Annotated in this window: 21 protein-coding genes; 10 read left to right on the top strand and 11 right to left on the bottom strand. The window is 70.6% G+C overall.

Annotated features, from left to right (window positions below):
- Positions 1-30 precede the first annotated feature (30 nt).
- Positions 31-2,229 carry a right-handed parallel beta-helix repeat-containing protein gene (locus JJ691_RS12300; protein WP_211768906.1) on the bottom strand — a complete coding sequence of 733 codons (2,199 nt, stop codon included), beginning with the start codon at positions 2,227-2,229 and terminating at the stop codon, positions 31-33.
- A 221-nt stretch (positions 2,230-2,450) separates the two neighbouring features.
- On the opposite strand from JJ691_RS12300, the gene JJ691_RS12295 reads away from it, so the two are divergent.
- On the top strand, positions 2,451-2,948 hold the full coding sequence (locus tag JJ691_RS12295; RefSeq protein ID WP_211768905.1) for a GNAT family N-acetyltransferase: 498 nt from the start codon (positions 2,451-2,453) through the stop codon (positions 2,946-2,948).
- A gap of 123 nt (positions 2,949-3,071) precedes the next feature.
- The gene (locus tag JJ691_RS12290) at positions 3,072-3,767 is read left to right on the top strand and encodes an SDR family NAD(P)-dependent oxidoreductase (protein WP_211768904.1); all 696 of its coding nucleotides are present in this window, start codon (positions 3,072-3,074) and stop codon (positions 3,765-3,767) included.
- Here the strand turns inward: JJ691_RS12290 and JJ691_RS12285 are convergent.
- Together JJ691_RS12285 and JJ691_RS12280 are read right to left on the bottom strand one after the other, a co-directional pair.
- Positions 3,754-4,632, bottom strand: coding sequence for a DUF2268 domain-containing protein (locus JJ691_RS12285; protein WP_211768903.1), 879 nt, complete (start codon positions 4,630-4,632; stop codon positions 3,754-3,756). The genes JJ691_RS12290 and JJ691_RS12285 overlap by 14 nt on opposite strands.
- A gap of 34 nt (positions 4,633-4,666) precedes the next feature.
- Positions 4,667-5,500: a helix-turn-helix transcriptional regulator gene (locus tag JJ691_RS12280; RefSeq protein WP_211768902.1), complete on the bottom strand. Its 834-nt coding sequence runs from the start codon at positions 5,498-5,500 to the stop codon at positions 4,667-4,669.
- 88 nt (positions 5,501-5,588) lie between these two features.
- Here JJ691_RS12280 and JJ691_RS12275 point away from each other — a divergent pair, with 88 nt between their 5' ends.
- Positions 5,589-6,497, top strand: coding sequence for an alpha/beta hydrolase family protein (locus JJ691_RS12275; RefSeq protein ID WP_211768901.1), 909 nt, complete (start codon positions 5,589-5,591; stop codon positions 6,495-6,497).
- On the opposite strand, the gene JJ691_RS12270 is transcribed toward JJ691_RS12275, so the two are convergent.
- The 3 genes from JJ691_RS12270 to JJ691_RS12260 are packed head-to-tail and all read right to left on the bottom strand — an operon-like array spanning position 6,457 to position 14,459.
- Positions 6,457-9,768 carry a BTAD domain-containing putative transcriptional regulator gene (locus JJ691_RS12270; protein WP_211768900.1) on the bottom strand — a complete coding sequence of 1,104 codons (3,312 nt, stop codon included), beginning with the start codon at positions 9,766-9,768 and terminating at the stop codon, positions 6,457-6,459. The genes JJ691_RS12275 and JJ691_RS12270 overlap by 41 nt on opposite strands.
- Positions 9,769-9,800: 32 nt before the next feature.
- Complete coding sequence (locus JJ691_RS12265; protein ID WP_211768899.1) at positions 9,801-13,112, bottom strand: BTAD domain-containing putative transcriptional regulator; 3,312 nt, start codon at positions 13,110-13,112, stop codon at positions 9,801-9,803.
- 9 nt (positions 13,113-13,121) lie between these two features.
- A complete protein-coding gene (locus tag JJ691_RS12260) occupies positions 13,122-14,459 on the bottom strand; it encodes an MFS transporter (RefSeq protein WP_211768898.1) in 1,338 nt (445 codons plus the stop codon).
- A 279-nt stretch (positions 14,460-14,738) separates the two neighbouring features.
- Here JJ691_RS12260 and JJ691_RS12255 point away from each other — a divergent pair, with 279 nt between their 5' ends.
- From JJ691_RS12255 to JJ691_RS53335, 4 genes are all read left to right on the top strand, one after another.
- Entirely contained in the window at positions 14,739-15,935 is a 1,197-nt protein-coding gene (locus tag JJ691_RS12255) for a CaiB/BaiF CoA transferase family protein (protein WP_249227859.1), read from the top strand.
- Entirely contained in the window at positions 15,932-16,849 is a 918-nt protein-coding gene (locus JJ691_RS12250) for a hydroxymethylglutaryl-CoA lyase (protein ID WP_249227858.1), read from the top strand. Before JJ691_RS12255 ends, JJ691_RS12250 begins: the two co-directional genes overlap by 4 nt.
- The gene (locus tag JJ691_RS12245) at positions 16,846-17,220 is read left to right on the top strand and encodes a VOC family protein (RefSeq protein ID WP_211768897.1); all 375 of its coding nucleotides are present in this window, start codon (positions 16,846-16,848) and stop codon (positions 17,218-17,220) included. The genes JJ691_RS12250 and JJ691_RS12245 overlap by 4 nt, the downstream gene beginning before the upstream one ends.
- Positions 17,221-17,390: 170 nt before the next feature.
- Positions 17,391-17,585, top strand: coding sequence for a thiomuracin/GE37468 family thiazolyl RiPP peptide (locus tag JJ691_RS53335; RefSeq protein WP_211768896.1), 195 nt, complete (start codon positions 17,391-17,393; stop codon positions 17,583-17,585).
- An 83-nt stretch (positions 17,586-17,668) separates the two neighbouring features.
- Here the strand turns inward: JJ691_RS53335 and JJ691_RS12235 are convergent, their stop codons facing one another.
- Together JJ691_RS12235 and JJ691_RS12230 are read right to left on the bottom strand one after the other, a co-directional pair.
- On the bottom strand, positions 17,669-18,523 hold the full coding sequence (locus JJ691_RS12235; RefSeq protein WP_249227856.1) for an IclR family transcriptional regulator: 855 nt from the start codon (positions 18,521-18,523) through the stop codon (positions 17,669-17,671).
- 28 nt (positions 18,524-18,551) lie between these two features.
- A complete protein-coding gene (locus JJ691_RS12230) occupies positions 18,552-19,670 on the bottom strand; it encodes an agmatine deiminase family protein (RefSeq protein WP_211768895.1) in 1,119 nt (372 codons plus the stop codon).
- Between the two features lie 112 nt (positions 19,671-19,782).
- Between JJ691_RS12230 and JJ691_RS12225 the strand changes: the two genes are divergently transcribed.
- From JJ691_RS12225 to JJ691_RS12215, 3 genes are all read left to right on the top strand, one after another.
- The gene (locus tag JJ691_RS12225; RefSeq protein WP_211768894.1) at positions 19,783-20,334 is read left to right on the top strand and encodes a TetR/AcrR family transcriptional regulator; all 552 of its coding nucleotides are present in this window, start codon (positions 19,783-19,785) and stop codon (positions 20,332-20,334) included.
- 40 nt (positions 20,335-20,374) lie between these two features.
- Entirely contained in the window at positions 20,375-21,853 is a 1,479-nt protein-coding gene (locus JJ691_RS12220) for an aldehyde dehydrogenase (RefSeq protein WP_211768893.1), read from the top strand.
- Positions 21,854-21,943: 90 nt separating this feature from the next.
- A complete protein-coding gene (locus JJ691_RS12215) occupies positions 21,944-22,612 on the top strand; it encodes a TetR family transcriptional regulator (RefSeq protein WP_211768892.1) in 669 nt (222 codons plus the stop codon).
- Here the strand turns inward: JJ691_RS12215 and JJ691_RS12210 are convergent.
- Genes JJ691_RS12210 through JJ691_RS12200 form a run of 3 tightly spaced genes read right to left on the bottom strand, consistent with a single transcriptional unit; the run spans position 22,575 to position 26,738 of the window.
- Positions 22,575-23,735 (bottom strand): PucR family transcriptional regulator, encoded by a 1,161-nt coding sequence (locus tag JJ691_RS12210; RefSeq protein WP_211768891.1) that lies wholly within the window; start codon positions 23,733-23,735, stop codon positions 22,575-22,577. The genes JJ691_RS12215 and JJ691_RS12210 overlap by 38 nt on opposite strands.
- A 13-nt stretch (positions 23,736-23,748) precedes the next feature.
- On the bottom strand, positions 23,749-25,023 hold the full coding sequence (locus JJ691_RS12205; RefSeq protein WP_211768890.1) for an NAD(P)/FAD-dependent oxidoreductase: 1,275 nt from the start codon (positions 25,021-25,023) through the stop codon (positions 23,749-23,751).
- Positions 25,023-26,738, bottom strand: coding sequence for a gamma-glutamyltransferase (locus JJ691_RS12200; RefSeq protein WP_211768889.1), 1,716 nt, complete (start codon positions 26,736-26,738; stop codon positions 25,023-25,025). Before JJ691_RS12200 ends, JJ691_RS12205 begins: the two co-directional genes overlap by 1 nt.
- Positions 26,739-26,757: the final 19 nt, after the last annotated feature.

Here is a 26,757-nt window from a genome sequence, read left to right as displayed (position 1 = left end):
TCACATGCGGCTGGTCGACGAGATGCGGCCTTAGTGTCGCGGCCCGGACGCGGCCATGATGGCCTGCGCCGCCGGCGGCCAGTTGCCGCCGGTCACGACCGTGGTGTTGGTGATGACCACGTTGGTGCCGAGGTTTTTCACCACGGTGTTGTCGGTGAAGTTGTCGTGGATGGCGATGTCGTGGATGGTCGGCGTCCACATGCCGACCCAGCGCCCGGTCTGGTTGCTCACCACGTTGTCGTGGGTGTCCCAGTAGGAGCTGCCCTCGTCGTGGTAGAGCATGTTGTTGTTGTTCGGGGCGTCGTGCACCCAGTTGCCGACCACTGTGCTTTCGGCCCGCTGGTCCTGGCCGCCGAGGGTGTAGATCGGGCCGCCGTCGAGCAGGGTGCGCATCACGTCATGGATGTTGTTGCCGGTGATGTGGTTGTCGCCGGAGTAGATGGTGCCGCGCCGGCACACCGCCAGCCCCTGCTTGGCCTGGAGCTCGCAGGGTGAGGCCCAACCCCACCCCCAGCCCAGCGAGATGCCGGAGTACGGGGTGTGGGCGATCTCGTTGTGGTCTATGACCGTTCGCCGGCCGTGGCCGACCCAGACGCCGACGGCGTCGTGGTAGTCCTGCCCGACCGAGGTGATGGTGTTGTCGGCAATGGTGGTGTTCAGGGTCATCCGCGCCGGATCGGTCAGGTAGTAGTCGTCGACCTCGCCGACCGCCACTCCCCCGGCGCTGGTGTCGGTGATGGTGTTGCGCGTGATGGACGAGTCCTGCGTGCCGTCGGCGAAGGCCACGCCGACGCCGCCGAGGTGCGTGAACGTGTCGCCGGTGACGGCGATGTCCTCGGCCCGGTGGAATTCCAGCGCGGCCGGCGGCCGGAGTGGGTTGTGCGGTGCCTGCGCCGCCCACTGCACGCCGGCCTGGTTGTCGATGTAGCCGACGTGCGACGGCAGCGTCCAGGTGGTGCCGGTGAAGGTGATCCCGGAGATGCTGATGTCGTGGATGGGCCGCACGGCTTCCGGTGTCACGGCGAACGCGTCGACGAGCAGGTTGGCGCCGGCGTTGGTCAGCGTGACGGTATGGCGGCCGGGCCGCAGGTTCTGCACCGAGTAGACAACCTGCTGGGCCAGTCGGACGTCGCCGTGTTCGGAATGCGTTGCCTTGTCGGGCTTTCCGTCCACCGTGACGGTGAACGCTCCCCCGTCGGTGTTGGTCTCGCCGAGGACATCGAGTCCGGTGCCGGTGAACGTGTAGCTCACCGACGCGCCGGCGGCCTGCGTGGCGTGCACGCCGTCCTGAAAGTCACCGAGCTGCCGGCCCGTCGAGTTCTGCCAGTCGCCACGGTAGGTTCCCGCCGTGTCGTCGACCGGGGTGATGTGCCCCGGCGTGCCGCTGGCCGTGATCAGCTTGTCCAGCAACGGAAGTTCGACGTCGGCCCGGCCGAGGTTCTGGCCCGGCAACGGAATGTAGTAGAGCTTGCCGGCGGCCTTGTCCAGGTACCACTGCCCCGGCTTGGTCAGGAACTGGTAGGCGTTCTCCACCCAGCTCACGCCGTCCAGCTTGGGCAGTCCGTTGCCGTTGAACGGGAACTGGCTGTTGATCACCGAGGTGTTGTTGTCCTGCCAGCAGGTCGGCTGCACCACCAGGTTCGATCCCGTGCCGTCGGCCGTGACGCCGGCCAGCGGGCAGCGCATGTGCTTCCACTTGTTCTCCTGCACCACCTCCACGTCGCCGACGTTGGTGAGCTTGGCGAACGAGGGATCCGGCGTGGTGAACCCGGTCGCCGTCGCCGTGAACGTCGCCGAGTTCAACGCGGTGCGCGCCCGCTCCGCCCGCACACCGTCGACGAACAGCTGCCGGGTGTCCGTGCCGCGGGGCACCCGGGCCACATAGATGTTCTTGCTCGGATCGGACAGCGTGAAGCCACTGACCCGCCGCGCGCCCGTGAGCACCGGCGTCTCCCCCGGGTAGGCCCGGATCGACACGCCGCTCTGCGTCAGTTCTTCCGTCTGGGTCAGCCGGTACACCCCACCTCTGAGGTACAAGACCGATCCGCTGTGCAGGCGGTCCAGTGCCGTGTCCAGTCCGCACGGCAGGTACTTCACGCAGGTTCGGCCCCACCCGTCCGGGGCCGCGTACAGCGCGTTGTCCGGGCTCGCCACCGCCGGCGCGGCCATGCTCGCGGTGATCACCGCCGCGGCCGCCGCCGTGCCCAAAGCCAGCCGTAAGTGCCTCATGACCAGCGCCTTTCACTCGGTAGCGCGGGAAGGTCACTCGCGGCGGCGCCACCACGCTAGGCAGCCAGACATCCGATGTCAAGGCCACTCCGCGCCCGTTTTGCCCGTATCAGACGGTCAGTCATCAGATGACTTGGCGCGTGGCGTGTCCGGCCACGGATCGTGCGAACGGTGGCGGAAACTCGGGTGGCCCGCGTGCGCGATCTGGGTAGGGTTGGGCAGTGCCTGACCTGAAGCGGCTGCATGCTGACCATGCTCCGGCGGTCCTGGCCTTCGAGCTGGCGAACCGCGCCTACTTCGCTACCACGATCTCCGACCGCGGTGACGAGTACTACGACCAGTTCACCGACCGGCACAGCGCCTTGCTGGCTGAGCAGGAGGCCGGCATCGCCGCCTTCTACGTGCTCGTCGCCGAGGATGGCACGGTTGTGGGCCGGTTCAACTTGTACCGCATCGAGGACGGCACCGCCGAACTCGGCTACCGGGTCGCGCAGCACGTTGCCGGCCACGGCGTGGCGACCGCGACTGTCCGCGAGCTGTGTGGGCTGGCGGCGGCGCGGCACGGGCTGCGGACGCTGCGGGCGGCCACCTCCCGCGAGAATGTCGCGTCCCAGAGGGTGCTGGCCAAGGCCGGGTTCGTCCCGGTTGGTCCGGCTGACCCGGCCGACGTGGGCGGCAAGTCAGGCACGTGGTATCAGCGTGACCTGGTGCTCCGGTAACAGATCGTGATCTTGATGGTGGGTCGCCCCAGCCATGCTCGCCCACGCCTTGATCAGGCCCGAGCCCAGGCCAGCCACTCGTAGTTGACCTGGAGCACGGACCACCCGATACGGTCACGTGACATGACGACCATCCTGATCACCGGTGCGAACAAGGGGCTCGGCCTGGAGGCTGCCCGCCAGCTGGTGGCGGCCGGGCACAAGGTGTGGCTGGGCAGCCGGGACGTTGAGCGGGGGCGCAGGGCGGCGGAGGAGGTCGGGGGGACGGCGGTGCAGCTGGACGTCACCGACGACGCCTCGGTGGCGGCAGCGGCGGAAGCCGTTGCGGCGGCGGGAGGTCTGGATGTGCTGGTGAACAACGCGGGCATCCAGGCGGAGATCACGGCCAAGGGGGTGACGGCCGGCCCGGCGGAGCTGACGGCGGAGATGATGCGTACCACGCTGGACACGAACGTGGTGGGCACGGTGCGGGTGCTGCACGCCTTCCTGCCGCTGCTGCAGCGGTCGGAGGCTCCGGTGGTGGTGAACGTGAGCAGCGGCCTGGCCTCGCTGAGCGGGATCAGCAAGCACGACACCCTGCTCGTGGCCTACCCGACGTCGAAGGTCGCGGTCAACATGGTGACGGTGCAGTTCGCGAAGGCCTTCCCGGGCATGCGGATCAACTCGGTGGAGCCGGGCTACACCGCGACGGACCTGAACCACCACAAGGGTTTCCAGTCGGTCGAGCAAGGCGCGAAGGTGATCGTCGAGGCGGCGCTGCTGGGCCCGGACGGCCCGACCGGCGAGTACTTCGACGCCAACGGCACTATCCCCTGGTGACGGCGATGACCTCCGTGCTGTCGACCAACAGCGCCTCGGCGGCGGTCAGGCCGGTGGCGGCCAGGTAGGCGTCGACGAGGCGGTTGCCGGCCGCGTACCCGGCGCCGGTCGGCAACCCCACCGGGGTCCCGCCGTAGCGGACGGCGTGCGCGTCGCCGAGCACCCAGGCGGTGAAGTTCTGCATGCCGGTCACGTCGAGTCCGGTGCGGACCTTGGCGAACACCTGGTCGTCACGCAGGTGTGGCACGCCGATGCGGGCGTAGCCGAGCTCGTCCCCGTACAGCTGACGGGCGAACGCGTCGGCCAGGCCCTCGGACACGACATGCTCCCCCACCGTGACCGTGGCCGGGTTCCACACCACGTTGCCGGGGCTGTAGCGGAGGTTGTGGTTGAGCTCGTGCACGGCCATCGCCTCCAGCCGAGCCAGGTTCTCCGCGTACGGCCACAGGTTCAGGAACAGGTAGCCGCTGACGCTGCCGTTCGCGGTCTCGCCGAGGCTCGTCCGCATGAAGTGCTCGTCGCTGGGATCGCCGAGTACCAGCAGGACGGTGATGTCCGGCACGGTGATCTCCGGCGTCGCCTTGACCTGCACCGCTACCGCGTTCTCCAGCGCGTGCCCGATCCGGCCCCAGGCGTCGGCCTCGTGCAACGTCTCCAGCGCGGCCAGGCACCGGTCCTCGTCACGGTCGAGCGGGAAGCCCGACCCCATCCGGTGCATGGCCACCAGGTCGACCTCGCCCGGGAAGTACCGGTACATGCCGGCCGCCGGCGTCAGCATGGCGCGCAGCGGCTCCGCCCGGTCCGCCTGCGGGGCCCGCAGGATCTCGCGCATGGCCGGGTAGGTGTCCAGGACCGTGATCGTCATGTCGGTGACGCTAAACTCTCCAGCCACTGGAGACTCAACTGGTTTCGGCGAACCGCTGGGCGCCGATCACCCGGAGCAGGGCCAGCTTCTCGGCGTCGGCGGCCGTCAGCGGCAGCAGGACACGCAGTCGGAGATCGACCTCGGGTGTCACGAGCACCTGGCAGCGCAGCCGGATCAGTCCGACCGTCGGATGCTGGATGTCCTTCAGGTCGACGTGTCGGACGGCGACGTCGTGCCGGTCCCACAGCGTCCGGAACTCCTCACTGTGGGCGGCGAGGTCGGTGACCAGCGCGGTGATCTGCTGGTCCTCGGCACGACGCGAGTAGGTGGCACGGAGGTCGCTGACGTGGGCCGCCGACAGCCGGGCCCGGTCCGCCTCCGGCACATGGTCACGGGATTCGCGGCAGGTGAACCAGGTCCGGTAGACGTTGCCGTCCCGAAGCTCCTCCCGGCAGGCCAGGGCGTCGTCGAGCGCGTTGGTGTAGAGGACGTCTCCGAGGTCGTTGTAGATCAGCGTCGGCAGGTCTTCGAGGTGCGCGGCGAGTTCGCGAAGCCCCGGCTCGACGTGCCGGACAACCTGGCGTGGCGGCACCGGCACGCCGGCGAGCCGGAACATATGATCCCGCTCATCGGGGGTGCACCGCAGCGCCCGGGCGAGGGCGGTCACGACGGATTCGGACGGATCGGAGCCGCGGGCCTGCTCCAGGCGTGCATAGAAGTCGCTCGACACACCAGCCAGGGCGGCCACCTCTTCACGCCGCAAGCCGGGTGTGCGGCGGCGCGTTGTCTCGGGCAGGCCCACCTCCGAAGGCGAGAGGCCCTCACGTCGGCGGCGCAGGAACTCGGCCAGCCCGGCCCGGTCGATCACGTCCGACAGTATGCCTCCGCCGGCACGCCGTCACCCAGGACGGAGTTGGTCCTGGCTAAGCCCCGACCAGCAACGACACAGTGGGCTCATGCCCACCAGCATCCCCGTTCCTGACGCGGTCCCGACCGTCGCGGTCAACCCCGTCGTCCTGAAAGCGGACGGCCGCGCCTACCCGCTGGAGTTGCGGGTCACCGCGCCCCTGGCGGGTGACGCCCTGCCGATCGTGATCCTGTCCCACGGCGGCGGCAGCTCGCCGTATCTGAAGTCGAAGGACGGCTACTCGCCCCTCGTCGACTTCTACGCGAGCCGTGGCTTCGCCGTCATCCAGCCAACCCATCTGAGTGGGCTCGGCCTCGACCCGAGCACTCCCGGCTACCCGGTGTTCTGGCGGTCGCGGATCGACGACTTCCGGCTCATCCTCGACAACCTGGACGCCATCGAGACCCCGGTCTTCGCTGGCCGGTTTGACGCCACCCGGGTCGCCATTGTCGGCCACTCCGCCGGAGCCAACACCGCCTGCGCCCTGCTCGGCGCGCGGACCAACGGCCTCGACCTGCGTGACCCTCGGATCAGCGCCGGCGTGCTGCTGGCCCCGACCGGCACCGCCGAGGGCATGACCGACACCGCCCGCGAGCGGTTCCCCGACCTGGACGCCGACTTCTCGCACCTGACCACCCGAGCCCTGGTCGTCTACGGCGATGAGGACGACGAACCGCTCTTCACCACCCGCGGTGCTGCCTGGCACGCCGAGCCCTACCACCTCAGCCCGGGCGCCGACGCCCTGCTGACCCTGCCCGGGGCGAAGCACTACCTCGGCGGCGTCATGGGCTACAGCCTGGCCGAGTCCGACGACGAGGATCCCGACCGATTGGCCGTCACCCAGCGCATGACCTGGGCCTACCTATGGTCGGCCCTGCACGCCGGCGACCCCGCGTGGCAGCAGGCCACCGACGCTCTCAGCCGACTCCCGGAGCTTGGCCAGGTGCAGGCCAAGTAGTCCGGGCCAGCAGGCGCGGCATGCCCAGCCGGACGGCGATGGCCCTGGCTTCCTTGGCATTGCTCAACGCCTCGGCCTGCTCCCCACGGTCCAGCAGGACAAGGGCGAGGCGGTGACGGGACTCGGCCACCCGAGGCAGGAGGCCCGAGCCGGCGTTCGCGGCGACGGCGGAGCGGAAGTGGTCGACGGCGGTGTCGACCCGTCCGGCGGCCGCCGCGGCCAGTCCGAGGTAGTGGTGCACCGATCCACCGGTCAGGGCGACATTCGCGCCGTTGGTCATGTGGAGTTCGGCGTACGGAAGCAGCCGCTCGTAGGCCGCCGAAGCACCGTCAGGGTCGCCGAGGGCGGCGGCGATCTGGGCGTACTGACCGTAGACGGTGAGGCGGTACCACTCCTGGATCTCCGCCCGGTCCACCGGCGGCAACGTCTGGTAGTGCTCCCGGGCCCGGTCCAGGTCCTCGAAGGCCACGAAGAGGGTGGCCAGCGTGAGGCGGGCCATGACTGAGGAGGCGAAGCCACGGAGAAGCATTTCCGGCACGGAGTCGCCGACGCCGGTGGCGGACCGGTAGTACGCCCGGACGATCTCGGTGGCAGCGACCCCGTGCGGGTTGTCGCCTCGCTCGGCCAGCTGGGAAGCCCGGTCCAGGCAGGCGAAGGCGTCGGCGAACCGGCCGCGCCCCTGAAGGACCGAGGCCCGGGCGAGCGCCAGGTACCACTGGGCGAGCGGCAGCTCGATCCGCGCCGACTCGAACCGATCCAGCGCGACCTCGGCCTCGTGCACGCGACCAAGCTGCATGAGCGCGTCGAACCGCCACAAGTGTCCCCACAGCGCCGCCGGCTCGCCGGCCAGCGCCACCGTGCGATCCCCGACCGCCAACCGCACGTGCACACCATCAGGACCGGAGTTCGCGTGTCTGCGCGCCCGCAGGGTGGCGATCACCGTGGCCGGATCCCCCAGCCGCTCGGCCATGGCCACCGCGGCCTCCCCGGTGCGCACGGCGTCGTCCGTGGCGCCGGCCATGGTGTCGATGACCGTGCGCAGAGCCAGGAGTTTGGCTCGCAGCAGGCTGTCTTCCGGCGGGAGGCCGGCCAGGGCCTGGTCGCACCACGGCCGGATGGTGGGCAGCCACAGCGGATCGGCCTGTTCCGGCATCACCAGCGCCGCCCGGCCCAGGCCTTCGGCGTCACCGGTGCGGCGGGCCAGATCCGCTGCTTCCTCGCAGGTGCGACGGGCCGGCTCGACGTCGTTGCACAGGTACTGCGCGGTTGCCTTGCCGATCAGGAGATCCATGTGGGGACGCCCGCCGGCGGTGAGGGCCTGGTCGTAGAGGTGGGCCGCGTCCTCGTAGGCGAGGTGGGTCATCGCCTGCTCGGCGGCCCGGACCGCCGCCCGCACGGCCAGCGCCGGGTCGCCCAGGGGTAGGGCGGCGAGCCGGTGTCGGGCGATCTGGGCCGGATGACCTTTCCGGCCCTCGAAGAACTCCGCCGCGTGCAGGTGGATCCGGGCCCGGTCGGCCTCACCGAGATCTAGCATCAGGCTCTCGCGCACAAGGTCGTGCGCGAAGCGGAAACCGGGCAGCACCACCGAAGCGGCGACGGCTTCGTCCAGTGCGGTCAAGGTTTCCTCGATCTCGACGCCGGAAACCGCCGCCAGGGCAACGGGATCGATGTCGACCGACAACACGGATGCCGTGGTGAGCAGCGATCGACAAGACGGCGTCAGGGCGCGCAGGTGTTGGCGGATCGCATCCCGGGCGCCGGCCGGCACCTCGTCAAGATCGATCCGCCGCAACCGCCCGATTTCCCTGACGAACAACGGATTTCCGCCGGTGCGCCTCGCTACGGCCGCTGCCTCGTCGAGTTCACACGGCCGTCCCAGCTCGACGGTGAGCTGCTGCGCCACCTCGTCCACCGACAACCCGGCCAGCTCCAGCCGGCACACGCCGGCCAACCGGGTCACTTCGGCCAGCACGTCGTCACCGCGCCCGACCTGCCGCATCTCGTACGGGCGAAACGCCCCCACCAGCAACAATGGAGCACTGGCGGCACCCCGGGCCAGGTGGCTGAACAGCCGCAGCGAAGCCGGATCCGCCCAGTGCAGATCGTCGATCACGATCACCAGGCCGCCGACGGCGATCCTGCCGACGACCTCCGTCACGGCGTCGAACAGGGCGAACCGCTCCTCGGCGGTCGGCTCGGCGGACCGTTCCGCACCGGCCAACCGCCGGATCTCCGGCACGATCCGGGCGATCTTGTCGGCGGCGTCGCCCAACATCTCGGCTGCCACGGTCGGTTCGGTCTCACCCAGCCACTGCCGAAAAACCTGCCGCCACGGCCAATACGCCGGCGCACCCTCCTCGGCGACGCCCTGACCGCGCAACACCCGCCCGCCGCGGCCGAACTCGTCCAGCAACGTGCTCTTCCCGATACCGGCGACGCCCTCCAGCAACACCACCACGGCCCGGCCCGACGCCGCCTTGGCCCGCCACTCCGCGAGCTGGGCCAGCTCGGGCCGCCGGCCGATCAGCGTCGGCTCCGCAACGACCGGCGGGTCCAGCTCGGCGTCGTTGCGGAGGATCGCCAGCTCCAGCCGCCGCAACTCCGCGCCGGGATCGATGCCCAGCTCCTCGGCCAGATACGCCCGGGTGCGCCGGAACACCTCCAGCGCCTGGCTCGCCCGGCCGCCCCGGTACAGCGCCAGCATCAACGGCCCGACCAGCCGTTCCCGCGCCGGATGAACGCCAACGAGACCGAGGAGTTCGACCACGACGTCCCGGTGCCGACCCAGCCGCAGCAGCACGTCGGCCCGGTCCTCGACGGCGACCAGCCGCGCTTCCTCCACACCGGCCCCGAACGTCTGGTCCGGCGCGACATCGGCCAGCACCGGCCCCCGCCACAGGCCCAGCGCCTCGTCCAACACCGCAAGCCGGTCCTGGTCGTCGGCCGTCGTCCGGGCCTGCGCCACCAACGCGAGGAACCGGTGCACGTCGATCGCCATCGGGTCGCAGCGCAGCAGATAACCGGTCCCCTGCGCTTCGAGCACCACGCCGCTGAGCCGGGATCGCAGGCCGGACACCGCCACCCGAATCGCGTGCGCCGCCGAGCGCGGCGGGTCCTCCGGCCAGACGTGGGCGATCAGCCGGTCGAGGGACACCGGCCGGTTGGCCTCCCAGGCCAGCAGCCCCAGCACCAGCCGCTGCTGACGCGGCCCGAGCGGCACGACCACGTCGCCGTCGCGCGCCTCGACTGTCCCCAACAGCCGGATTTCCACGCTGTCCGTCTACCACAGACAGTGCGGCCGTGTCACAACAGCCGGGCGGCCAGCGGGGCCATTCCCAGCCGGACAGCGATCGCCCTGGCCTCGTCCGCCTGTCGCACGGCTTCGTCGCGGTCTCGGAGCACAAGGGACAGCCGGTATCGGGACTCAGCGACCCGCGGGGTGAGGCCGGCTTCGACGTTGGCGGCGATCGCCGCTCGCAGGTGGTGGACGGCGTCGTCGGTACGGCCGCAGACCGCGGCGGTGATGCCGAGGCAGTGGTGCACGGATCCGTTGGTCAGCAGCACGCCGGAGCCGGTGGTGACGTGCAGGTCGGCGTAGGGCAGCAGCTCCCGGTAGACGGCGTCGGCGGTGTCGACGTCGCCGAGGGCGCTGGCGATCCGGGCGTACTGGTCGTGCACCAGCAGCCGGAACCAGGCCGGCTTGGGCACCTCGGCCAGCGGCGGCAGCCCCCGGTAGACCTCGCGGGCCCGGTCGAGCTGCCCGGTGTCGACGTAGAGGTTGGCCAGGCCGATCCGGGCCATGATCAGCGAGCCGAACCCGCGCTCCAACGCCTCGACCGACGGGACGCCGGCCCCGACGGTCGTCTCGATCTCGACGTACGCCCGGGCGAGCCGCATGTTGGCCACCCCATAGGGATTGCGGCCGCGTTCGGCCAGCCGGGCCGCGTCCACGAGCATGGCGTCGGCCTCGGCGAACCGGCCGCGACCTTCGAGGATGGCGGCCCGGCCGCGTTGCCGGTGCCAGCGGGCGATGGGCTGGTCGAGACGGGCGACGGCCGGTTCCACCAGGTCCAACTCCAACTCGGCCTCCCCCACCCGGCCGAGCTGCATCAGCGCGTCGAACCGCCACAGGTGGCCCCACAGCACGGCCCAGTCACCCGCGGCCGGGGCCAGGGCGATCATGCGGCTGCCGATCGCGAGCCGTTCGACGTTGCCGTCGGGCCCGGAGCTCAGGTGCTGGCGCGCCCACAGCACGGCGATCATCGGCTCGGACTTCCCCAGGCGTTCGGCCATCGCCAGCGCGGCGTCGCCGGCCTGCTTGGCCCCGTCCTCGTCGTCGTTCGAGACGAGGACGCTCACCTTCAGGGCCAGCAGCCGCGCCCGCAGCACGCTGTCCTCCGGCGGCAGCTCGGCCAAGGCTTGCTCGCACCAGGGCGCGACCGTGTGCAGCCACATCGGTTCGGAATGGTCCAGCCGCACGAGTGTGGCCCGCCCGAGCCCGGCCGGGTCGCCGTTGCGCCGCGCCAACTCCGCCGCCTCCTCGACGGTGCGGCGGGCCGCGTCCACGTCGTAGGCCAGAAAGAGCGCGTCGGCCTTGGCGATCAGCAGATCGACATCCGGCCGGCCGTTGGCCGCCAGCGCCTCCCCGTACAGCCGCACGGCATTCTCGTACGCCAGCTGGGCCGCGGCCTGCTCGGCCGCCCGGGTGGCGATCCGGGTCGCCACTTCGGCGTCGCCCAACGGCAGGGCGGCCAGGCGGTGATGCGCGATCTGGGCGAGCTGGCCGTTGCGTGCTTCGAGATGTTCCGCCGCCCGCAAGTGGATCCGGGCCCGGTCGGTCGGCGTCAGATCGAGGGCCAGGCCGTCTCGCACGAGATCGTGCGCGAAGCGGAAACCGGGCAGCACCACCGACGCGGCGACCGCTTCGTCCAACGCCGTCAAGGCTTCCTCGATCTCGACGCCGGAAACCGCCGCCAGGGCAACAGGATCGATGTCGACCGACAGCACAGACGCGGTGGTCAGCATTGCCCGACAGGACGGCGTCAGCGCGCTCAGGTGTTGACGGATCGCATCGCGGGCACCGACCGGAACCTCGTGCGGGTCGGTTCGCCCCAGCCGGCCGATTTCCCGGACGAACAAGGGATTTCCGCCGGTGCGCCGCGCCACGGCTGCCGCCTCGCCGGGCTCACACTCCCGCCCCAGCTCAGCGCTGAGCTGCTGGGCCACCTCATCCGTCGACAACCCGCGCAGTTCCAGCCTCGTGGCGCCGGCGAGCCGCGTGACCTCGACCAGCATGTCGTCGCCACGCGGCGCCTGCCGCATCTCGTACGGCCGAAACGCCCCCACCAGCAACAACGACGCGCCGACCACGCCCCTGGCCAGATGCCCGAACAGCAGCAACGACGCGGGATCCGCCCAGTGCAGATCGTCGATCACGATCACCAGGCCGCCGGCGGCCATTCTCGTGACGAACTCCGTCACCTGGTCGAACAGGGCGAACCGCTCCTCGGCGGTCGACGGCGGCAGGTCAGCCGACCTCCCGGCCAGCCGGCGGATCTCCGGCACGATCCGGGCGATCTTGTCGGCGGCGTCGCCCAACACCTCGGCCGCCACGGTCGGCTCGGTCTCGGCCAGCCACTGGCGGAAAACCTGCCGCCACGGCCAATACGCCGGCGCACCCTCCTCCGCCACGCCCTGGCCCCGCAACACCCGCACACCCCGGCTGAACTCGTCCAGCAACGTGCTCTTCCCGATGCCGGCGGCCCCTTCCAACAGGACCACCGTCGGACGGCCGGACATCGCCTTCGCCCGCCACTCCGCCAGCTGGGCCAGCTCGGGCCGGCGGCCCACCAGCACCGGGGCGGCCAGCTCGGCCACCGGCTGGTCGAGCTCGTCCCGCAGGATCGCCAGCTCCAGCCGCCGCAGCTCGCCGCCAGGGTCGATGCCCAGCTCCTCGGCCAGATACGCCCTGGTGCGGCGGAAAACGTCGAGCGCCTGCCCGGCGCGACCGCCCCGATACAGGGCCAGCATCAGCTGCCCGACCAGCCGTTCCCGCGTCGGATGGCCGTCGACCAGGCCCAGGAGCTCCTCCACGACGTCGCGGTGATAACCCAGCCGGAGCAGCACGTCGATCCGGTCCTCGATCGCCACCAGCCGGGTCTCCTCGACCCCGGCGGCCAGCAGATCCCGGGTCCGATCCGAGGCCACGTCCGCGAGCACCGGCCCCCGCCACAGACCCAGTGCCTCGTCCAACAGCTCAAGCCGGGCTTGGTCGTCGGTCGTCTTGCGGGCCCGCACCACCAAAGCCAGGAATCGGTGCACGTCGACGGCCGTCGGATCGCAGCGCAGCCGGTAGCCGGTGCCGTGCGTCTCCAGGTCAATGCCTTGCAGCCGGGACCTCAGGTCCGACACGGCCACCCGCACCGCGTGCGCCGCCGACCGCGGCGGCTCCTCCGGCCACACCAGGGCGATCAGCCGCTCGATCGGCACCGGCCGGTTGACCTCCCAGGCCAGCACGCCCAGCACCAGCCGCCGCTGTCGCGGTCCGAGCGCCACGAGCTCGTCGCCAACCTGGGCTTCGACCGTGCCCAGCACCCGGATCTGCACCCAGTCCACTTACCACAGTCAGCGAGGATTGATCGCCTCCACCGAGCGGCCCGAGGTGCGTGGCCCCAGCACCGCGATGTCCACCGCCACCAGGACCATCGCCGCCGCGACCACCGTGAACACCGTCACCGGCCCGCTGGTCGACAGCAGCGGCAGCAGCACGAACGGCATCGCGCCGGTGGCCAGCCTGGACACCGAGTAGGTCCAGCCGGTGCCCGAGGCGCGCAGTTCCGTCGGCAGGATCTCGGCCTGATAGATGTGGTACGCGTTGGAGAACACGTTGCTGATGGCGGTGAACGCGAACCCGGCGACCACGATCACCGCCGGCGCGGCGGCCGAGGCGAACACCACGCCGACCACGGCCATCGCGATCACCGTGCCGATCACCAGGAACTTTCGCTCCAGGCGGTGGATCAGCGGAATCGACAGCAGCGAGCCGATGGGGTAGCCGAGGAACGACAGCGCGGTGTAGAGCAGCGAGTGCTGCACGGTGAAGCCGCGAGCGGCCAGCACCAGCACCGCGAGCGTGCCGAAGCCGTAGTAACCGAACGTCTGCAACAGGTGGAACACGCCGAGCATCACCATGCGGCGGCGGTACGGCGGCTTGGTCAGGGCGGCCGTGGTCAGGGTTTTGGTCGGTTGGGGCTCGGGTTCCTCGGCAGTGAACGGCGACGGGCTGGGTTGCCGACGCAGTGGCTTGGCCTGCGCGAACTGCTCGTAGGCGGCTTCGGCCTCAGCGTGCCGGCCCACGCTTTCCAGCCAGCGCGGCGACTCCGGCAGGTTCCGCCGCAGGATCAGCACACCGATGGCTCCGGCCGCGCCAATGGCCAGCAGCCAGCGCCAGGACGTGCCGAGCGAGAGGAAACCGAGGGCGGGAACCGCCAGGTAGGAGCAGGTGTACGCCCACGCGGCCAGCCGTCCCCGCGAGCCGGACGGCAGCACGTCGCTCAGGTACGTGTCGGAGACCGGGTACTCGGCGCCCACCCCGATGCCGGCCAGGAACCGGCACACCACGATCGTCGCGGCGTTCGGGCTGAACGCGCCGAGCAGGGAGAACACCGAGTACCAGAGCAGGCTGAACAGGAACAGCCGGCGGCGGCCGAACCGGTCGGCCAGCCGGGCCACGAAGGCCGCGCCGACGAACATGCCCAGGAAGGCCGAGGCCAGCACCAGCGCCAACCCGGTGCCGGACAGGCCGAACGTCGAGGTCAGGGCGGTGCCGACGGTGCCGGCCAGGAACACCTCGTACATGTCGAAGAACAGGCCCAGGCCGACCGCCAACACCACTCTCAGGTGCGTGTGGGTGACCGGCAGCCCGTCCATCCGCCGGGCCACGCCCACGGCTTTGTCGAGCATTCCGCCTCCAACCACCACGATGTGATTTCTTGGCCACGCTATGACGGGAAGCGACGGTAAACCTCGGTAGCCGCCGCAACAACCCCGCTCCCACCCCCTGGACACCCCACCCCCGTTTCCGCCACATGTGGACCACATTCGCGTTCTGATGGCACGTGTGGACCACATGTGGCGAAAGAAGGGGGGCGGGAGTGATCGAGCAGACAGTGGACGGCGGCTGTAGCGGAGGTACCTTCATTGTGGTTAGTCCACCACATCGTGGCGTAGGAGGTAGCCGTCGTGTCCGACCGGCCGATGACCGGCATCCGGGTGCTTGAGCTGGGCAACTACATCGCCGCGCCGACCGCCGGGCGGCTGCTGGCCGACTTCGGCGCCGACGTGATCAAGGTGGAGCGGCCGGCTGGCGGCGACGAGCTGCGCCGCTGGCGGCTGGCCGCGGGCGACACCTCGCTGCTGTACCGGACCATCAACCGCGGCAAGCGATCCGTGACGCTGGACCTGCGCACCGATGCCGGCCGCAAGATCGCCCTGGAGCTGGCCGCGCGCTGCGACGTGGTGCTGGAGAACTTCCGCCCCGGCACGCTGGAGCGCTGGGGCCTCGGCCCCGACGAGCTACGCGCGGCCAAGCCGGACATCGTGCTCGTGCGCATCTCCGCCTACGGGCAGAGCGGGCCCTACCGGGACCGACCCGGTTTCGGGGCCATCGCCGAGGCCGTCGGCGGGCTGCGCGAGCTGACCGGCGAGCCCGACCGCCTGCCGTCACGGACCGGCGTCAGCCTGGCCGACTCCGTCGCCGGTCTGTACGCGGTGATCGGCGCGGCGATGTGTCTGGTGCGGCGGGAACGCAGCCGCGAGGGTGGCACCGTGGACGTCGCCCTGCACGAGGCGGTGTTCAGCCTGACCGAGTCGCTGCTCCCGGACTTCGAAGCCCACGGCCGACAACGCGAACGGCTCGGCGGTCGCATGGAGGGCGTCGCGCCGAGCAACGCCTACCGCTGCGCCGACGGGCGCACGGTGATCATCGCCGGCAACGGGGACGCCATCTTCCGGCGCTTCATGACCGTGATCGGCCGCCCCGACCTGGCCGAGGATCCTTTGCTGGCCACGAATGACGGCCGCTGGGCCCGGCGGGACGAGCTCGACGCCGCCATCGGCGACTGGACCGGCCAGCACCTCGTCGACACCGTGCTCCACTCGCTGGAGGAGGCGGGCGTGCCGGCCGGGAGGATCTACCAGGCCGGCGACATCGCCGACGATCCCCAGTACCGGGCTCGGGGCATGGTGCAGCGGTTCGACGTGCCCGGACTGCCGTCTCCGGTGGGATTTCCCGGTGTGGTGCCGAGAATTGACGACGAGACGGCCGAAGTCCGTTGGCTGGGGCCGGATCTCGGCGCCCACACCCGTGAGGTGTTGGGCGGGCTGCTGGAACTCACCGACGCGCAGATCGACGACTTGTACGCCGAGGAGGTGCTGTGAACGAGGTTGTGGTGCGGGATGTGACGCTGCGGGACGGTCTTCAGCTCGTCCGGGCCATGCTGCCGACCGCCGACAAGATCGCACTGGTGCGGTTCCTGCTCGACTGCGGGCTGCCGCAGCTGGAGATCGGCGCCGTGGTCCGACCGGACCGTGTGCCCACCATGGCCGACACCCTGGAGGTGGTCGCCACCCTGGATGCCACCGAGCTGGCCCGGTGCTGGGTGCTCGTGCCCAACGCCACCGGAGCTCGGCGGGCGGTCGAGGCCGGCGTGCGGCAGATTCAGTACGTGCTGTCGGTTTCCCCCTCACACAACAAGGCCAACGTCGGCTGCGACGTCGGCCAGAGCCTCGACGGCTTGGCCGCATCCGTTGCCCTCGCGCGTGAAAACGGTGTTCGAGTCCAACTTGGACTCGCCACCGCCTTCACCTGCCCGTTCGAGGGCCACACCCCCGAGGAGTCGGTGCTCGCCCTCGTCGCCGACGATCGAGTGTCCGGTGTGGACACTGTGATGGTGTGCGACACCATCGGCCAGGCCGTCCCCGCCCATGTCGCCGGGCTCGTTGCCGCCGTGCGCGAAGTCGTTGGCACCACATGGTTCCACGGCCACGACACCTGGGGTCTCGGCGTCGCCAACACCTGGGCCGCCCTCGGGGCCGGCGCGGTCGGCGTCGACGCCACCCTCGGTGGGCTCGGCGGCTGTCCCTTCGCCCCTGGGGCCAGCGGCAACACCGCCCTTGAGGACGTGCTCTACGCCCTGCGACCCGGTTGGCTCACTCCCCCGGTCTACCACCGCATTCTGGCCCGCGGACAGGATCTCGTGACGCAGCTCGGTGAACCCTCCCGCAGCCGTGCCGCCGACGGCGCGCTCCGCTCCCCCGACAGCCACCCCTGGGCCCTTGGAGTCCCCCAGTGAAGATCACCCGTCTCGACCACCTGGTGCTCACCGTCGCCGACCTCGACGCCACCATCGCCTTCTACACCAGCGTTCTCGGCATGGAGGCCGTCACCTTCCGCGGCTCCCGCAAGGCCCTGACCTTCGGCACCAGCAAGATCAACCTCCACCAGGCCGGCCACGAGTTCTCCCCCAAGGCCCTGCACCCCACCCCCGGCAGCGCCGACCTCTGCTTCATCGTCGACGACCCGGTCGACGACCTCGCGCGGGAGCTCGGATCGTTGATCGAGGAGGGCCCGGTCGAACGCACCGGCGCCACCGGCCCCATCCGCAGCATCTACCTACGTGACCCCGACGCCAACCTCATCGAGCTGAGCAACTACCAACCCTGACTTTTCGCCACATGCGCTTCCCAGGGACCGAGCCATACGGCATCAAGCCAGCAATGGGGCCGGCCAGCTGGCCTCTTCGCGGCCGCCAACTTTCTCGTTACAGTTGGGACGACCCGGAACGAAACTTTCTTTGATCACCGGAAATTCAACCAGGAATTGAGCAGCCTTCAATGTTGTTGGACAATGTTCTTCAGTACGAGCTCGGCGAGCTGCCCATGGATGTCTTCCAACTGGCCGACCGCGGGCTGACCGTCGAATCATTGACGGCCGACAACAGCGCGGCCGAGAACAGGCCACCCGGCAGTGTGCTCTGCGCGCTCTGTGTGACCTGCGCGCCAGGCCAGTGCGGCTTCTGCGGCTTGTAGTTGCCCTGGCTGTTGGCGTCAACAACGGCGCTCATGTGGCATCAACCGGCCGCCGAGCAGGTGTCGTCCACTGGCCGCGCGGCCTACTGGCCGCCGAGTAGCCTCGTCGCCTGCTGGGCCGCCCGCACCACCAGCGGGGCCCACTCGGCGCTCTGCTGGGTGGAGATGCGCTGCGTCGGGCCGCTGATCCCCAGCGCGCCGACCAACACCTTGGCCGGCCCGAACACGGGGGCCGACACCGAGGCTGCGCCGGGGTCGCGCTCCTCGAATGTCACGGCGTAGCCCTGCTGCCGGGTCTGCGCCAGCAGCGCCCGCAGCAGGGCCGCGTCGGTGACCGTGGTGGTGGTGAACCGCTCCAGCGGCCGGTCCAGCACATCGTCCACAATGGACTCGTCCCAGGCCAGCAGCACCCGGCTGGCCGAACCGGCGTGCAGCGGCATGAGCTTGCCGACGTACATCTCGCGGCGGATGGCCTGGTAGGTCTCGGCCATCGCCACGCACACCCGCACGTCCCCCTCCCGGCGATACAGGCACGACGTCTCCCCGGTGGCGTCCCGCAGCCACTCCAGCGCCGGCCGCACCACCTCGCTGACGTCCATGCCCGCCCCGGCCGGCGAGGCCCAGTAGCCGAACCGCAGGCCGATCCGGTAACGGTCGCCGTGCCGGTCCAGGAACTGCTCGGCCACCATGTTCGCCACCAGCCGCTGGCACGTGCTGGCCGGCAGCCCCGTCGCCTTGCGGATCTCCAGGAACGTCAGCTCCGGCCGGTCCGGCGCGAACACCTCGATGATCTGCCGGATCTTGCCCAGCACCAGCAGCGGCCGAATCCCCCGCGGCAGTGCCCGCAGCCCCTCGTCCTGGGGCCCGTCATCCTGGCCCGTCGACTCCTGATCCTCCCCGAGATCGATGTCATCCTGGTCGTCGAACTCGCTGGTCACGCCGCGATGATAGCGATCCGCCGCGGACCTATCCGGCCGGCTGGTCGTGGGTCGCGCAGTGGATGCCGCCCCCGCCGGCCGCGATGGCGTCGATCCGGACCGGCACGATCTCCCGCCCGGGCAGGTGCTCGCGCAGGATCTGCCCGGCGCGGTCGTCGGCCTCGGCGTCGCCGAACTTCGGCAGGAACACCGCGCCGTTGCCGACGTAGAAGTTCGCGTACGAGATCACGCTCTTGCTGCCGCGGACGGTAACCCTGTCCGGATCCGGCTGCGGAAGGTCGATGACCTGCAACGGTTTGCCGGTGGCGTCGGTGGACTCGGCCAGCACGGTCCGGGCCTGGTCGGCCGCCCGGGACCAGATGTCCGGCGGCGAGCCGGCAGCGGCCTGGTCCAGCAGCACGACGCCGGGCGCGACGAAGCGCGCCAAGCAGTCCACGTGCGCGTCGGTGATGTCCTTGTTCCGCACACCGACGAACCAGATCACCTTGGTGACGCCGAGAACCCGCTTGAGCTCGTCCTCGATCTGCTGACGCGTCAGCCCGGGATTGCGGTTCTTGTTGACCAGCGAGCTCTCGGTGACCAGCAGGGTCCCCTGCCCGTCGGTCTCCAGCGCGCCGCCCTCGGCGACGAGCGTGGTCTGCACCCTGGGCAGCCCGTACTTGGCCAGCACCGCGCGGGCGACACCGGCGTCGTTGGCGTGCGGCTGCTTCGAACCCCAGCCATTGAAGTTGAAGTCGACCCCGCCGTCGCTCACGAACACCGGCGCGGTGTCACGGGCCCAGAGGTCGTCCACCGGGATCGGCACCACCTCGACGCCACTGCCGCAGGCCCGACTCGCGTCGTCCACATCCTCGGGACGGGCCAGCAGCACCACGGCCTCGTATTCCGCGACCGCGCGGGCCAGGCCGGCGATGTCCCGGCGCACGACGCTGACGTCCTCGTACCAGATCGTCGCGGTCGGCCAGGACATCAGCGTGCGCGCGTGGCGGTCCCATTCCGCGCCCATCCGTCGGCTGCCGGCCGACGCCAGCGGGGTGGGCGACGGCGGGTCGTCCGGTCGGGAACACGCGCCGGCGCCAAGGGTTGCCGCGCCGAGCCCCGCGATGGTTCGCAACGCGTGTCGGCGGGTCAGGGAGAAGTCGGACATGGCCCCATCATGGGCCTGACTGAATTTTCAGTCAAACTGGACGGACGGCGTCCGACCTCGATAGCCTGCGTCTTAACTGAAAAGTCAGTCAGGCGAGAATCGTGAGGTCGGGATGTCGGAACGGCAGAAGTCGATCCTCGACGCCGCGGTGCGGGTGATCGCCCGGACCGGGGTGCGGGGGCTGCGGGTCGAGCAGCTGGCGGCCGAGGCAGGCATCTCGACCGCGCTGATCTACTACCACTTCGGCGACCGCGCCGGGCTGCTCCGCCGGACCCTGGAGCACATCAACGACCGCGCCGCCGACTACACCCGGGCGGCCGCCGCCGACCCCCGGGCCGAACTCGAACTGCTGCTGCTGCAGGAGATGCAGGACACCGAGGCCGTCCGCACGAACAGCACCGCCTGGGGCGAACTGCGCGCCACCGCCGTCTTCAGCGACGAACTGCGCGAACCCCTGGCCGAGTCGACCGGCGTGTGGGTGGCCGAGATCGCCGACGCCATCCGCCGGATCCACCCGGACGCGCCCGCCGACGACGCCGCCGAACGCCTCACCGCGCTGGTCGAAGGGCTCAGCGAGCGCTGGCTGAGCGGATCCATCACCTTGGACCGCGCCCGCGACCTACTGCGCGGGGCCATCGCGCTGGAGCTGTCCGTGGCTGGTTGACGGGTCCACGATGGCAGGACGGAACCCGAGAGGAGCGACGATGACAGGCACGACACCGCTGGAGCTCGACCTGTACGTCAACGGGGAGCGACGGCCGGCCAATTCGGGCGCGAGGTACGAGTCGAGGGATCCCTACCGGGACGAGGTGTGGGCGACGGCGCCGGACGGCGACGCCAGTGATGTGGACGATGCGGTGGCGGCAGCGCGGGCGGCGTTGGATGGGCCGTGGGGTGCGACGACGGGCAGTGATCGGGCCCGGCTGTTGCGACGGCTGGCCGATCTGATCGAGCGGGACGCGGACCGGCTGGCCGACCTGGAATCCAGGGACAACGGCAAGCTGGTGCGCGAGATGGCCGGCCAGGCCCGGGTGCTGGTGAGCTGGTACCACTACTTCGCCGGGGTGGCGGAGACGATGGCCGGCGAGGTGGTTCCGGCCGGGCGCAACGACTTCCTGGTCTACACCCGGCACGAGCCGGTGGGCGTGGTGGGCGCGATCGTGCCGTGGAACTCGCCGCTGCTGCTGATGACGTGGAAGGTGGCCCCGGCCCTGGCGGCGGGCTGCACGCTGGTGGTCAAGCCGTCGGACCACACCCCGGTGGCCACGCTGGTGTTCGCGGATCTGGTGCAGGAGGCGGGATTCCCGCCCGGGGTGTTCAACGTCGTCACCGGGAACGGCCCGGCGGTGGGGCAGGCGTTGGCCGGGCACCCGGGGGTCGACAAGGTCGCGTTCACGGGGTCGACAGGTGTCGGCCGCGAGGTCGCGACGGCGGCGGCTCGTAACCTCAACGGGGCACTGTTGGAGCTGGGCGGCAAGTCGGCGCAGGTGATCTTCGCCGACGCCGACCTGGACGCCGCGACCAACGGGGTGATCGCCGGCGTGTTCGCGGCCACCGGGCAGACCTGCATGGCCGGCTCCCGGGTCCTGGTCCACCGCTCCGTGCACGACGAGCTGGTCAAACGGGTGGTGCACCGGGCGGAGACGATCAAGCTCGGCGATCCGCGCGAAGCCGACACCGAGATGGGTCCGGTGGCCAACCGCGTGCAGTACGAGAAGGTGCTGGGCTTCCTGACTTCGGCCACCGCCGACTGCGCGACCGTCGCCTGCGGCGGCCGACCGGCCGGGCTGGGCGGTCTGTTCGTCGAGCCCACTGTGCTCACCGACACCCGGCCGGGAATGCGGGTGGTGGACGAGGAGGTCTTCGGCCCGGTGGTCTGCGTGCTGCCCTTCGACGACGAGGACGACGCCGTCAAGCTGGCCAACGAGACCCCGTTCGGGCTGGCCGGCTCGGTGTGGACCAAGGACGTGCACCGCGCGCACCGCGTCGCCGGCCGTCTGAAGGCCGGCACGGTCTGGATCAACGCCTACCGCGCCGTGGCCCCGGGCGTGCCGTTCGGTGGATACAAGATCAGCGGCATCGGCCGCGAGAACGGCACCGACGCGGTCCGTGAGTACACCGAGACCAAGGCCGTGTGGGTGGAGCTGACCGGCAACACCCGCGACCCGTTCAAACTGGGCTGACGGCCCGAGCCGAGCCGCCCGCGACCGGCTCGGCGGGGCCGCGACGTCGATCGTCAAAACAAGGCAACCGCGTTGCGTTAACCTGGTCAGGTGGTCACACCGGACTTCCAGCGGGCCCGCCGCCCCGAGCACAAGGAGCAGCGGCGCGAGGCAATCCTGGCCGCGGCACGCGCGCTGGCCACCCGGGACGGCGTGCGGTCGGTCAACCTCGGCGACATCGCGGCCGAGGTGGGTGTGCACAAGTCGGCCCTGCTGCGGTACTTCGAGACCCGCGAGGAGATCTACCTCCAGCTGACCTCCGACTGCTGGGCAGAGTGGATCGAGGGCCTGCGGGCCGAGTTGCCGGGCGCGAAACCCACACCGGCCGGTGTGGCGGCGGTGATCACCCGCACGCTGGCGGACCGCCCGCTGTTCTGCGATCTGCTCACGCACGCCCCGCTCAACCTAGAGCGGCACGTGTCCCAGGAGTCGGTGCGGGCCTACAAGACCACGGCGATCGAGCGGGTGAACACCGTCAGCGAGCTGATCGGCGACGCCGTGGCCGGGCTGGGCAAGGCCGGCGGCCGCAAGGCGGTCGGGGCCATTACCGCGTTCGCGGCGGCGTTCTGGCAGGTCTCCCACCCGCCGGAGACGCTGGCCCGGTTCTACGAGGAGGAGCCGGAGTTCGCTCACTCGGTGATGGATTTCACCGGCCGGGTCGAGGAACTGACGGCGGCCGTGCTCACGGGGCTGCTCCGGGATGGATCGCCCGCAGCTTGAGTCCGATGTGGAGGGTGAGCCGGTCGTCGCCGCGGTCCAGGCTGCACCCGGTGAGCTGCTCGATCCGCTTGAGCCGCTGGTAGAGCGTGGCCCGGTGGATGCTCAGCGCGTCGGCGGTGCGCTGGATGTTGCCGGCGTGGTCGAAGAACTCGGTCAGGGTGTCGACCAAAGTCTGGTCGAGGCCGTCCAGCGCGGCCACACGGACATCGGCCGGCAGCCGCAGCAGGATCTCGTACGGACCGAGCTCGCCCCAGCGCGCCAGCCCGCCCTTGGTCAGGCCGGCGGCCCGGGCGGCCAGCAGCGCCTGCTGGTAGGACGTGATCACGTCGTCCAGCCGGTCGACGGTGCCGCCGAGCCCGAACACCGGCGGCTCGCCGCCAGTGAGCCGCCGGAACCGGGTGGTGACCCGTTCGACGATCGACGCGACCAGCGCGTGCGAAGGCGGCCTTCGTTGCACGAGCAGGATCCACGACCGTGAGCGGTTGGCCACCATCAGCGCGACGTCGTCGGTCACCGCGCGGACGCCGTCCTCCACGGCGGCCTCGAAGGCGACCTCCTGCGGCGCACCCTCGAACGGACACTGCACAGCCACCACGGTGAACTGCATACGGTCGTCTGCGAACAGTTGCTCGGCCCGCAGGTCGGCCATCGCCTGCACTCTAACGTCGGCGTCGGAGGACACCAGTTCCCGCAGGATGGCCTCATGCCGGGCCTTGGACCGCTCGTGCAGCAACAACCTTCGGTAGAGCACGGCGCCGGCCGACGCAGCAGCTTCGGCGGCGGCCGACGTCTCGTCCTCGGTGAACGCGCCGTCCTGGTCGATCAGCCACAGGTAGCCCAGCAGTAGCCCGTTGCACCGGACGGGCGCGCACAGCCGAGGCAGTGCGCCTGCCGTTTCGACCAGGCCGGGCGTGGTCCAGCCGGCGATGCCCGCGGCGAAAACACGGTCGGCGACCTCAGGTTCGACGGACCGGTTGAGTACGGAGGCGACCCGCAGCGGGTCCTCGTCGCCGAAGTGCCGGCTGGCCGCCAGCAGCCGGATCGACGGGTCGTCGATCGCCACCGACCGGCGCAGCCGCTCGGCGAGTTCGTCCACGATGGACTGAAGGTCGCCGTCGGCCATGCCGCCCACCCTATCAGCCGAACACCGTGCCGGAGCTGGCCTTGTTGTGGGGTCGCCGCCGCGAGAACGCCGCGAGGTCGATCAACTGTCCAGTGTGGACTCCGAGGTGCCGGACGGGGTCCGCGTCGTGGTCGGCCCCGGCCTCGACCCGGTCGATCAGTGTCGCCATCAGCCGGCCGACCACCGGGGCGTTCTTGAACTGGTTGCCGCTGGTGCCGATGGCCACGTAGAAGCCGGGCAGGTCGGTACGGTCGTAGATCGGGGTCCAGTCGTCGGCGACGTCGTACACGCCGACGACGCCGCGGGCCCGGTTGGGCACGACGAGCCCGGGCAGCCGCCGCGCGGCCCGTGTCACCTGGGCCTCGAACACCGCCATCGTCGGGTTCGGGTTGGCGTCGTCGGGATCGTCCAGCCACGGCAAGGGATCACACTCCGGCTCGGTACCGCCGATGAGCAGGCCACCGCCGACCTCGCCGCGGAAGTAGGTGCCGAGATCCATGTCGGCGATGCCCGGCCCGATGCCGCCCTCGGGGGCCAGCACGTGCGAAACCTCCTGCCGCATCGGCCGCACGCCAATGGTGAAGTCCCCACCGACGCCGGCCATCTCGTTGACGCGCCCCGACCACGGTCCGGCCGCGTTCACCACCACGTCGGCGGAAATCCTTGTCCCGTCGGTGAGAACGACCGCCTCGACCCGGTCTGAACGCTCGATCGATGCCACCACAGTGCGAAATCGGAACTCGGCACCCTCCGCCGCGGCCGCCGCAGCGAGGTTCCGGGCCGCCAACTGGGGATCGGTGACGTAGCCGGCGTCCGGGGTGTAGATCGCGCCGAGCGTGCCGGTCGCGTCGGCCCAGAACCGGTCGTCGTCGACCCGCCTGGGCGGCCAGTACCGACCGGTGTCGAGACCCGGCACCCGCTCGGCCAGTGTGTGAGCGTCCCATTCCTCATACGGCACGCCGACTTCGTCGAACAGCGGCAGCCAGGTCGACCGTGGGGCGACGTCCACGTCCAGCACGACCAGGCCGCTGCGCTCGAACCGGGCCAAGGCGCCGACATCGTGTCCAAGATGATCGGACCAGGCCCGCCAGCTGAAGTGGGACTCCCAGGACGCGACCACACCGGCCAGGGTCGAGAAGTTGTACCGGATCACCGCGCTCGACGCGCTCGTGGAGCCCTGCCCGGCGCCGGCGGCACGGTCCACCACCACGACATCCCGACCAGCCCGGGCCAGTTCCAGCGCGATCGAGGAGCCGATCACGCCGGCCCCGATCACCACGGCTCTCATCAGAAAGCCACCGCGTCGCTGTTGTTCCGGTTGTGGGACACGGCGTTCAGCACGCCGGTGGCCGGATCACGCTCGATCGCCACCCACAGGCCCTCGCCGGTGAACCGGGCCTCCTCCGAGGACGCGGCTTCGTGCCACGGCACGCCCGACGCGTGCAACACTGCGTGGTCGTACTCCCCCGCCCCGAAGTTGGCGGTCGCGGTGCCGTCGGGATGGAAGGTGGGCATGAAGAAGTCGGGTGTGTTCACGGCGTCCTCAATGGACATACCGAAGCGCATGTAGTTCAGCAGGCCTTGGAACGTTCGCTGGTGCAGGCCCGCCCCCATCGAGGCGAAGCCGAGCACCGGCACACCGTCCTTCAGCAGCACGCCGGTCTCGGTCGGCGCGGGCAGGCGGTCGCCCGGGCGGACGGAGGCGAGAACCTGTTGCTGGTGCGCGGCCGGGTCGCCGATGGAGATGCCGTCGATGTTGATCGCCGTCTTGCCCCACAGCACACAGTTGATGGAGTGCGTGATGGCCGCGATGTTGCCGTCGGCGTCGACCGCGACCACGTCGTCGGAATGACGCGGGGCGATCGGCTGCCACGGCAGCGCCGCCCCGTCCTGGATCCGGGCCCACAGCTGTTCGGCGTGCTCCCGGGTGACCCGGGCCTCGGGGCTGAAGTCCAGTCCCGGAAACAGCTTCGCGGTCGCCTCTTGCGGCAGGTACGACAACGTTATCAGCCGGGTGATGTCCAGGGCCTTGCGCAGCGACTCGCCCGACACCGTCCAATGTGGCTGGTCGAGCAGACCCGAGACCGCCGCCAGATGCTGGGCCTCGATCATCGCCACGCCGCCGGCGTTCGGCCACGGCGTCGTGGCCAGGGCGTAGCCGCCGATGTCGGCGGTGAGCGCGTCAGCCCAGTGGACCTCGTAGTCGGTGAGGTCCTTGAGCGTCATGTGGCCGCCGTCGGCCTGGACCGCCTCGACGAGCTTCGCGCCCCACGGCCCGCCGTACATGTAGCCGACGCCGTCAGCCGCGATCCGTTTGAGCGTCTCGGCCAGTTTGGGTTGACGCAGCGTCTCCCCCAGCCGGTACGGCGAACCGTCCGGCTTCAGCAGCGCCTCGCGGGTGGCCGGCAGCCGGGCCAGGTCGGCGGCACGCATGCGGTAGGCCATGTCCACGGACTCGTTGACCGGCGTGCCCTGCTCCGCCGCCTCGATCGCCGGCTGGAACAGGCACTCGAACGGCAGTCGGCCGAACCTGGCGTGGGCGGCGTCGACGCCCTTCATGAAGCCGCCGACCATCGCCGTGCGTCCGCTGACCGTCGTGCCGGCCACGCCGTCGACGCCGGTCATCGTGATGCCGCCGGGGATGGACAGCGGGTCGGTCTCGCCGGCCACGGTGTTCCACTCGGCGTTCATCGTGTGCACCCGGCCGCTCTTGGCGTCCAAGTACACCAACGACATGATGCCGAAGTAGCTGATGGGCGCGCCGGCGTTGAGGGCGACCTGGGTCAGCGCGGTGGTCAGCGCCGCGTCGATGGCGTTGCCGCCCTGCTTGAGCGCTTCCAGACCGGCCCGCGCGGCGTAGGCGCCGTAGGCCACGGTCACCGCGCCGTTGCGCCCGGTCGCCGTGCCGGCCTTGCTGCGCGAACGCGTCTGCGCCGCCGTGAATTGCTCGAACTCGCCCGGCCCCCAACTGGCGGAGGTCAGGTCGACGGTGTTGTCGCTCAACGGTTTCTCCCTTCCCGGC

The organism is Kutzneria sp. CA-103260 (assembly GCF_018263855.1).
Taxonomy (GTDB): Bacteria; Actinomycetota; Actinomycetes; order Mycobacteriales; family Pseudonocardiaceae; genus Kutzneria.
The sequence above is the reverse complement of the archived record's forward strand: the minus strand, read 5'-3'. Positions and strand labels throughout refer to the sequence as shown.

Coding starts and splice junctions, on each gene's coding strand:
- JJ691_RS12210 (WP_211768891.1), bottom strand. CDS start 23,735: ATGGCCGACGGCGACCTTCAGTCCATCGTGGACGAACTCGCCGAGCGG.
- JJ691_RS12230 (WP_211768895.1), bottom strand. CDS start 19,670: ATGTCCGACTTCTCCCTGACCCGCCGACACGCGTTGCGAACCATCGCG.
- JJ691_RS12205 (WP_211768890.1), bottom strand. CDS start 25,023: ATGAGAGCCGTGGTGATCGGGGCCGGCGTGATCGGCTCCTCGATCGCG.
- JJ691_RS12285 (WP_211768903.1), bottom strand. CDS start 4,632: ATGACGATCACGGTCCTGGACACCTACCCGGCCATGCGCGAGATCCTG.
- JJ691_RS12225 (WP_211768894.1), top strand. CDS start 19,783: ATGTCGGAACGGCAGAAGTCGATCCTCGACGCCGCGGTGCGGGTGATC.
- JJ691_RS53335 (WP_211768896.1), top strand. CDS start 17,391: ATGTTGTTGGACAATGTTCTTCAGTACGAGCTCGGCGAGCTGCCCATG.
- JJ691_RS12220 (WP_211768893.1), top strand. CDS start 20,375: ATGACAGGCACGACACCGCTGGAGCTCGACCTGTACGTCAACGGGGAG.
- JJ691_RS12290 (WP_211768904.1), top strand. CDS start 3,072: ATGACGACCATCCTGATCACCGGTGCGAACAAGGGGCTCGGCCTGGAG.
- JJ691_RS12275 (WP_211768901.1), top strand. CDS start 5,589: ATGCCCACCAGCATCCCCGTTCCTGACGCGGTCCCGACCGTCGCGGTC.
- JJ691_RS12300 (WP_211768906.1), bottom strand. CDS start 2,229: ATGAGGCACTTACGGCTGGCTTTGGGCACGGCGGCGGCCGCGGCGGTG.
- JJ691_RS12260 (WP_211768898.1), bottom strand. CDS start 14,459: ATGCTCGACAAAGCCGTGGGCGTGGCCCGGCGGATGGACGGGCTGCCG.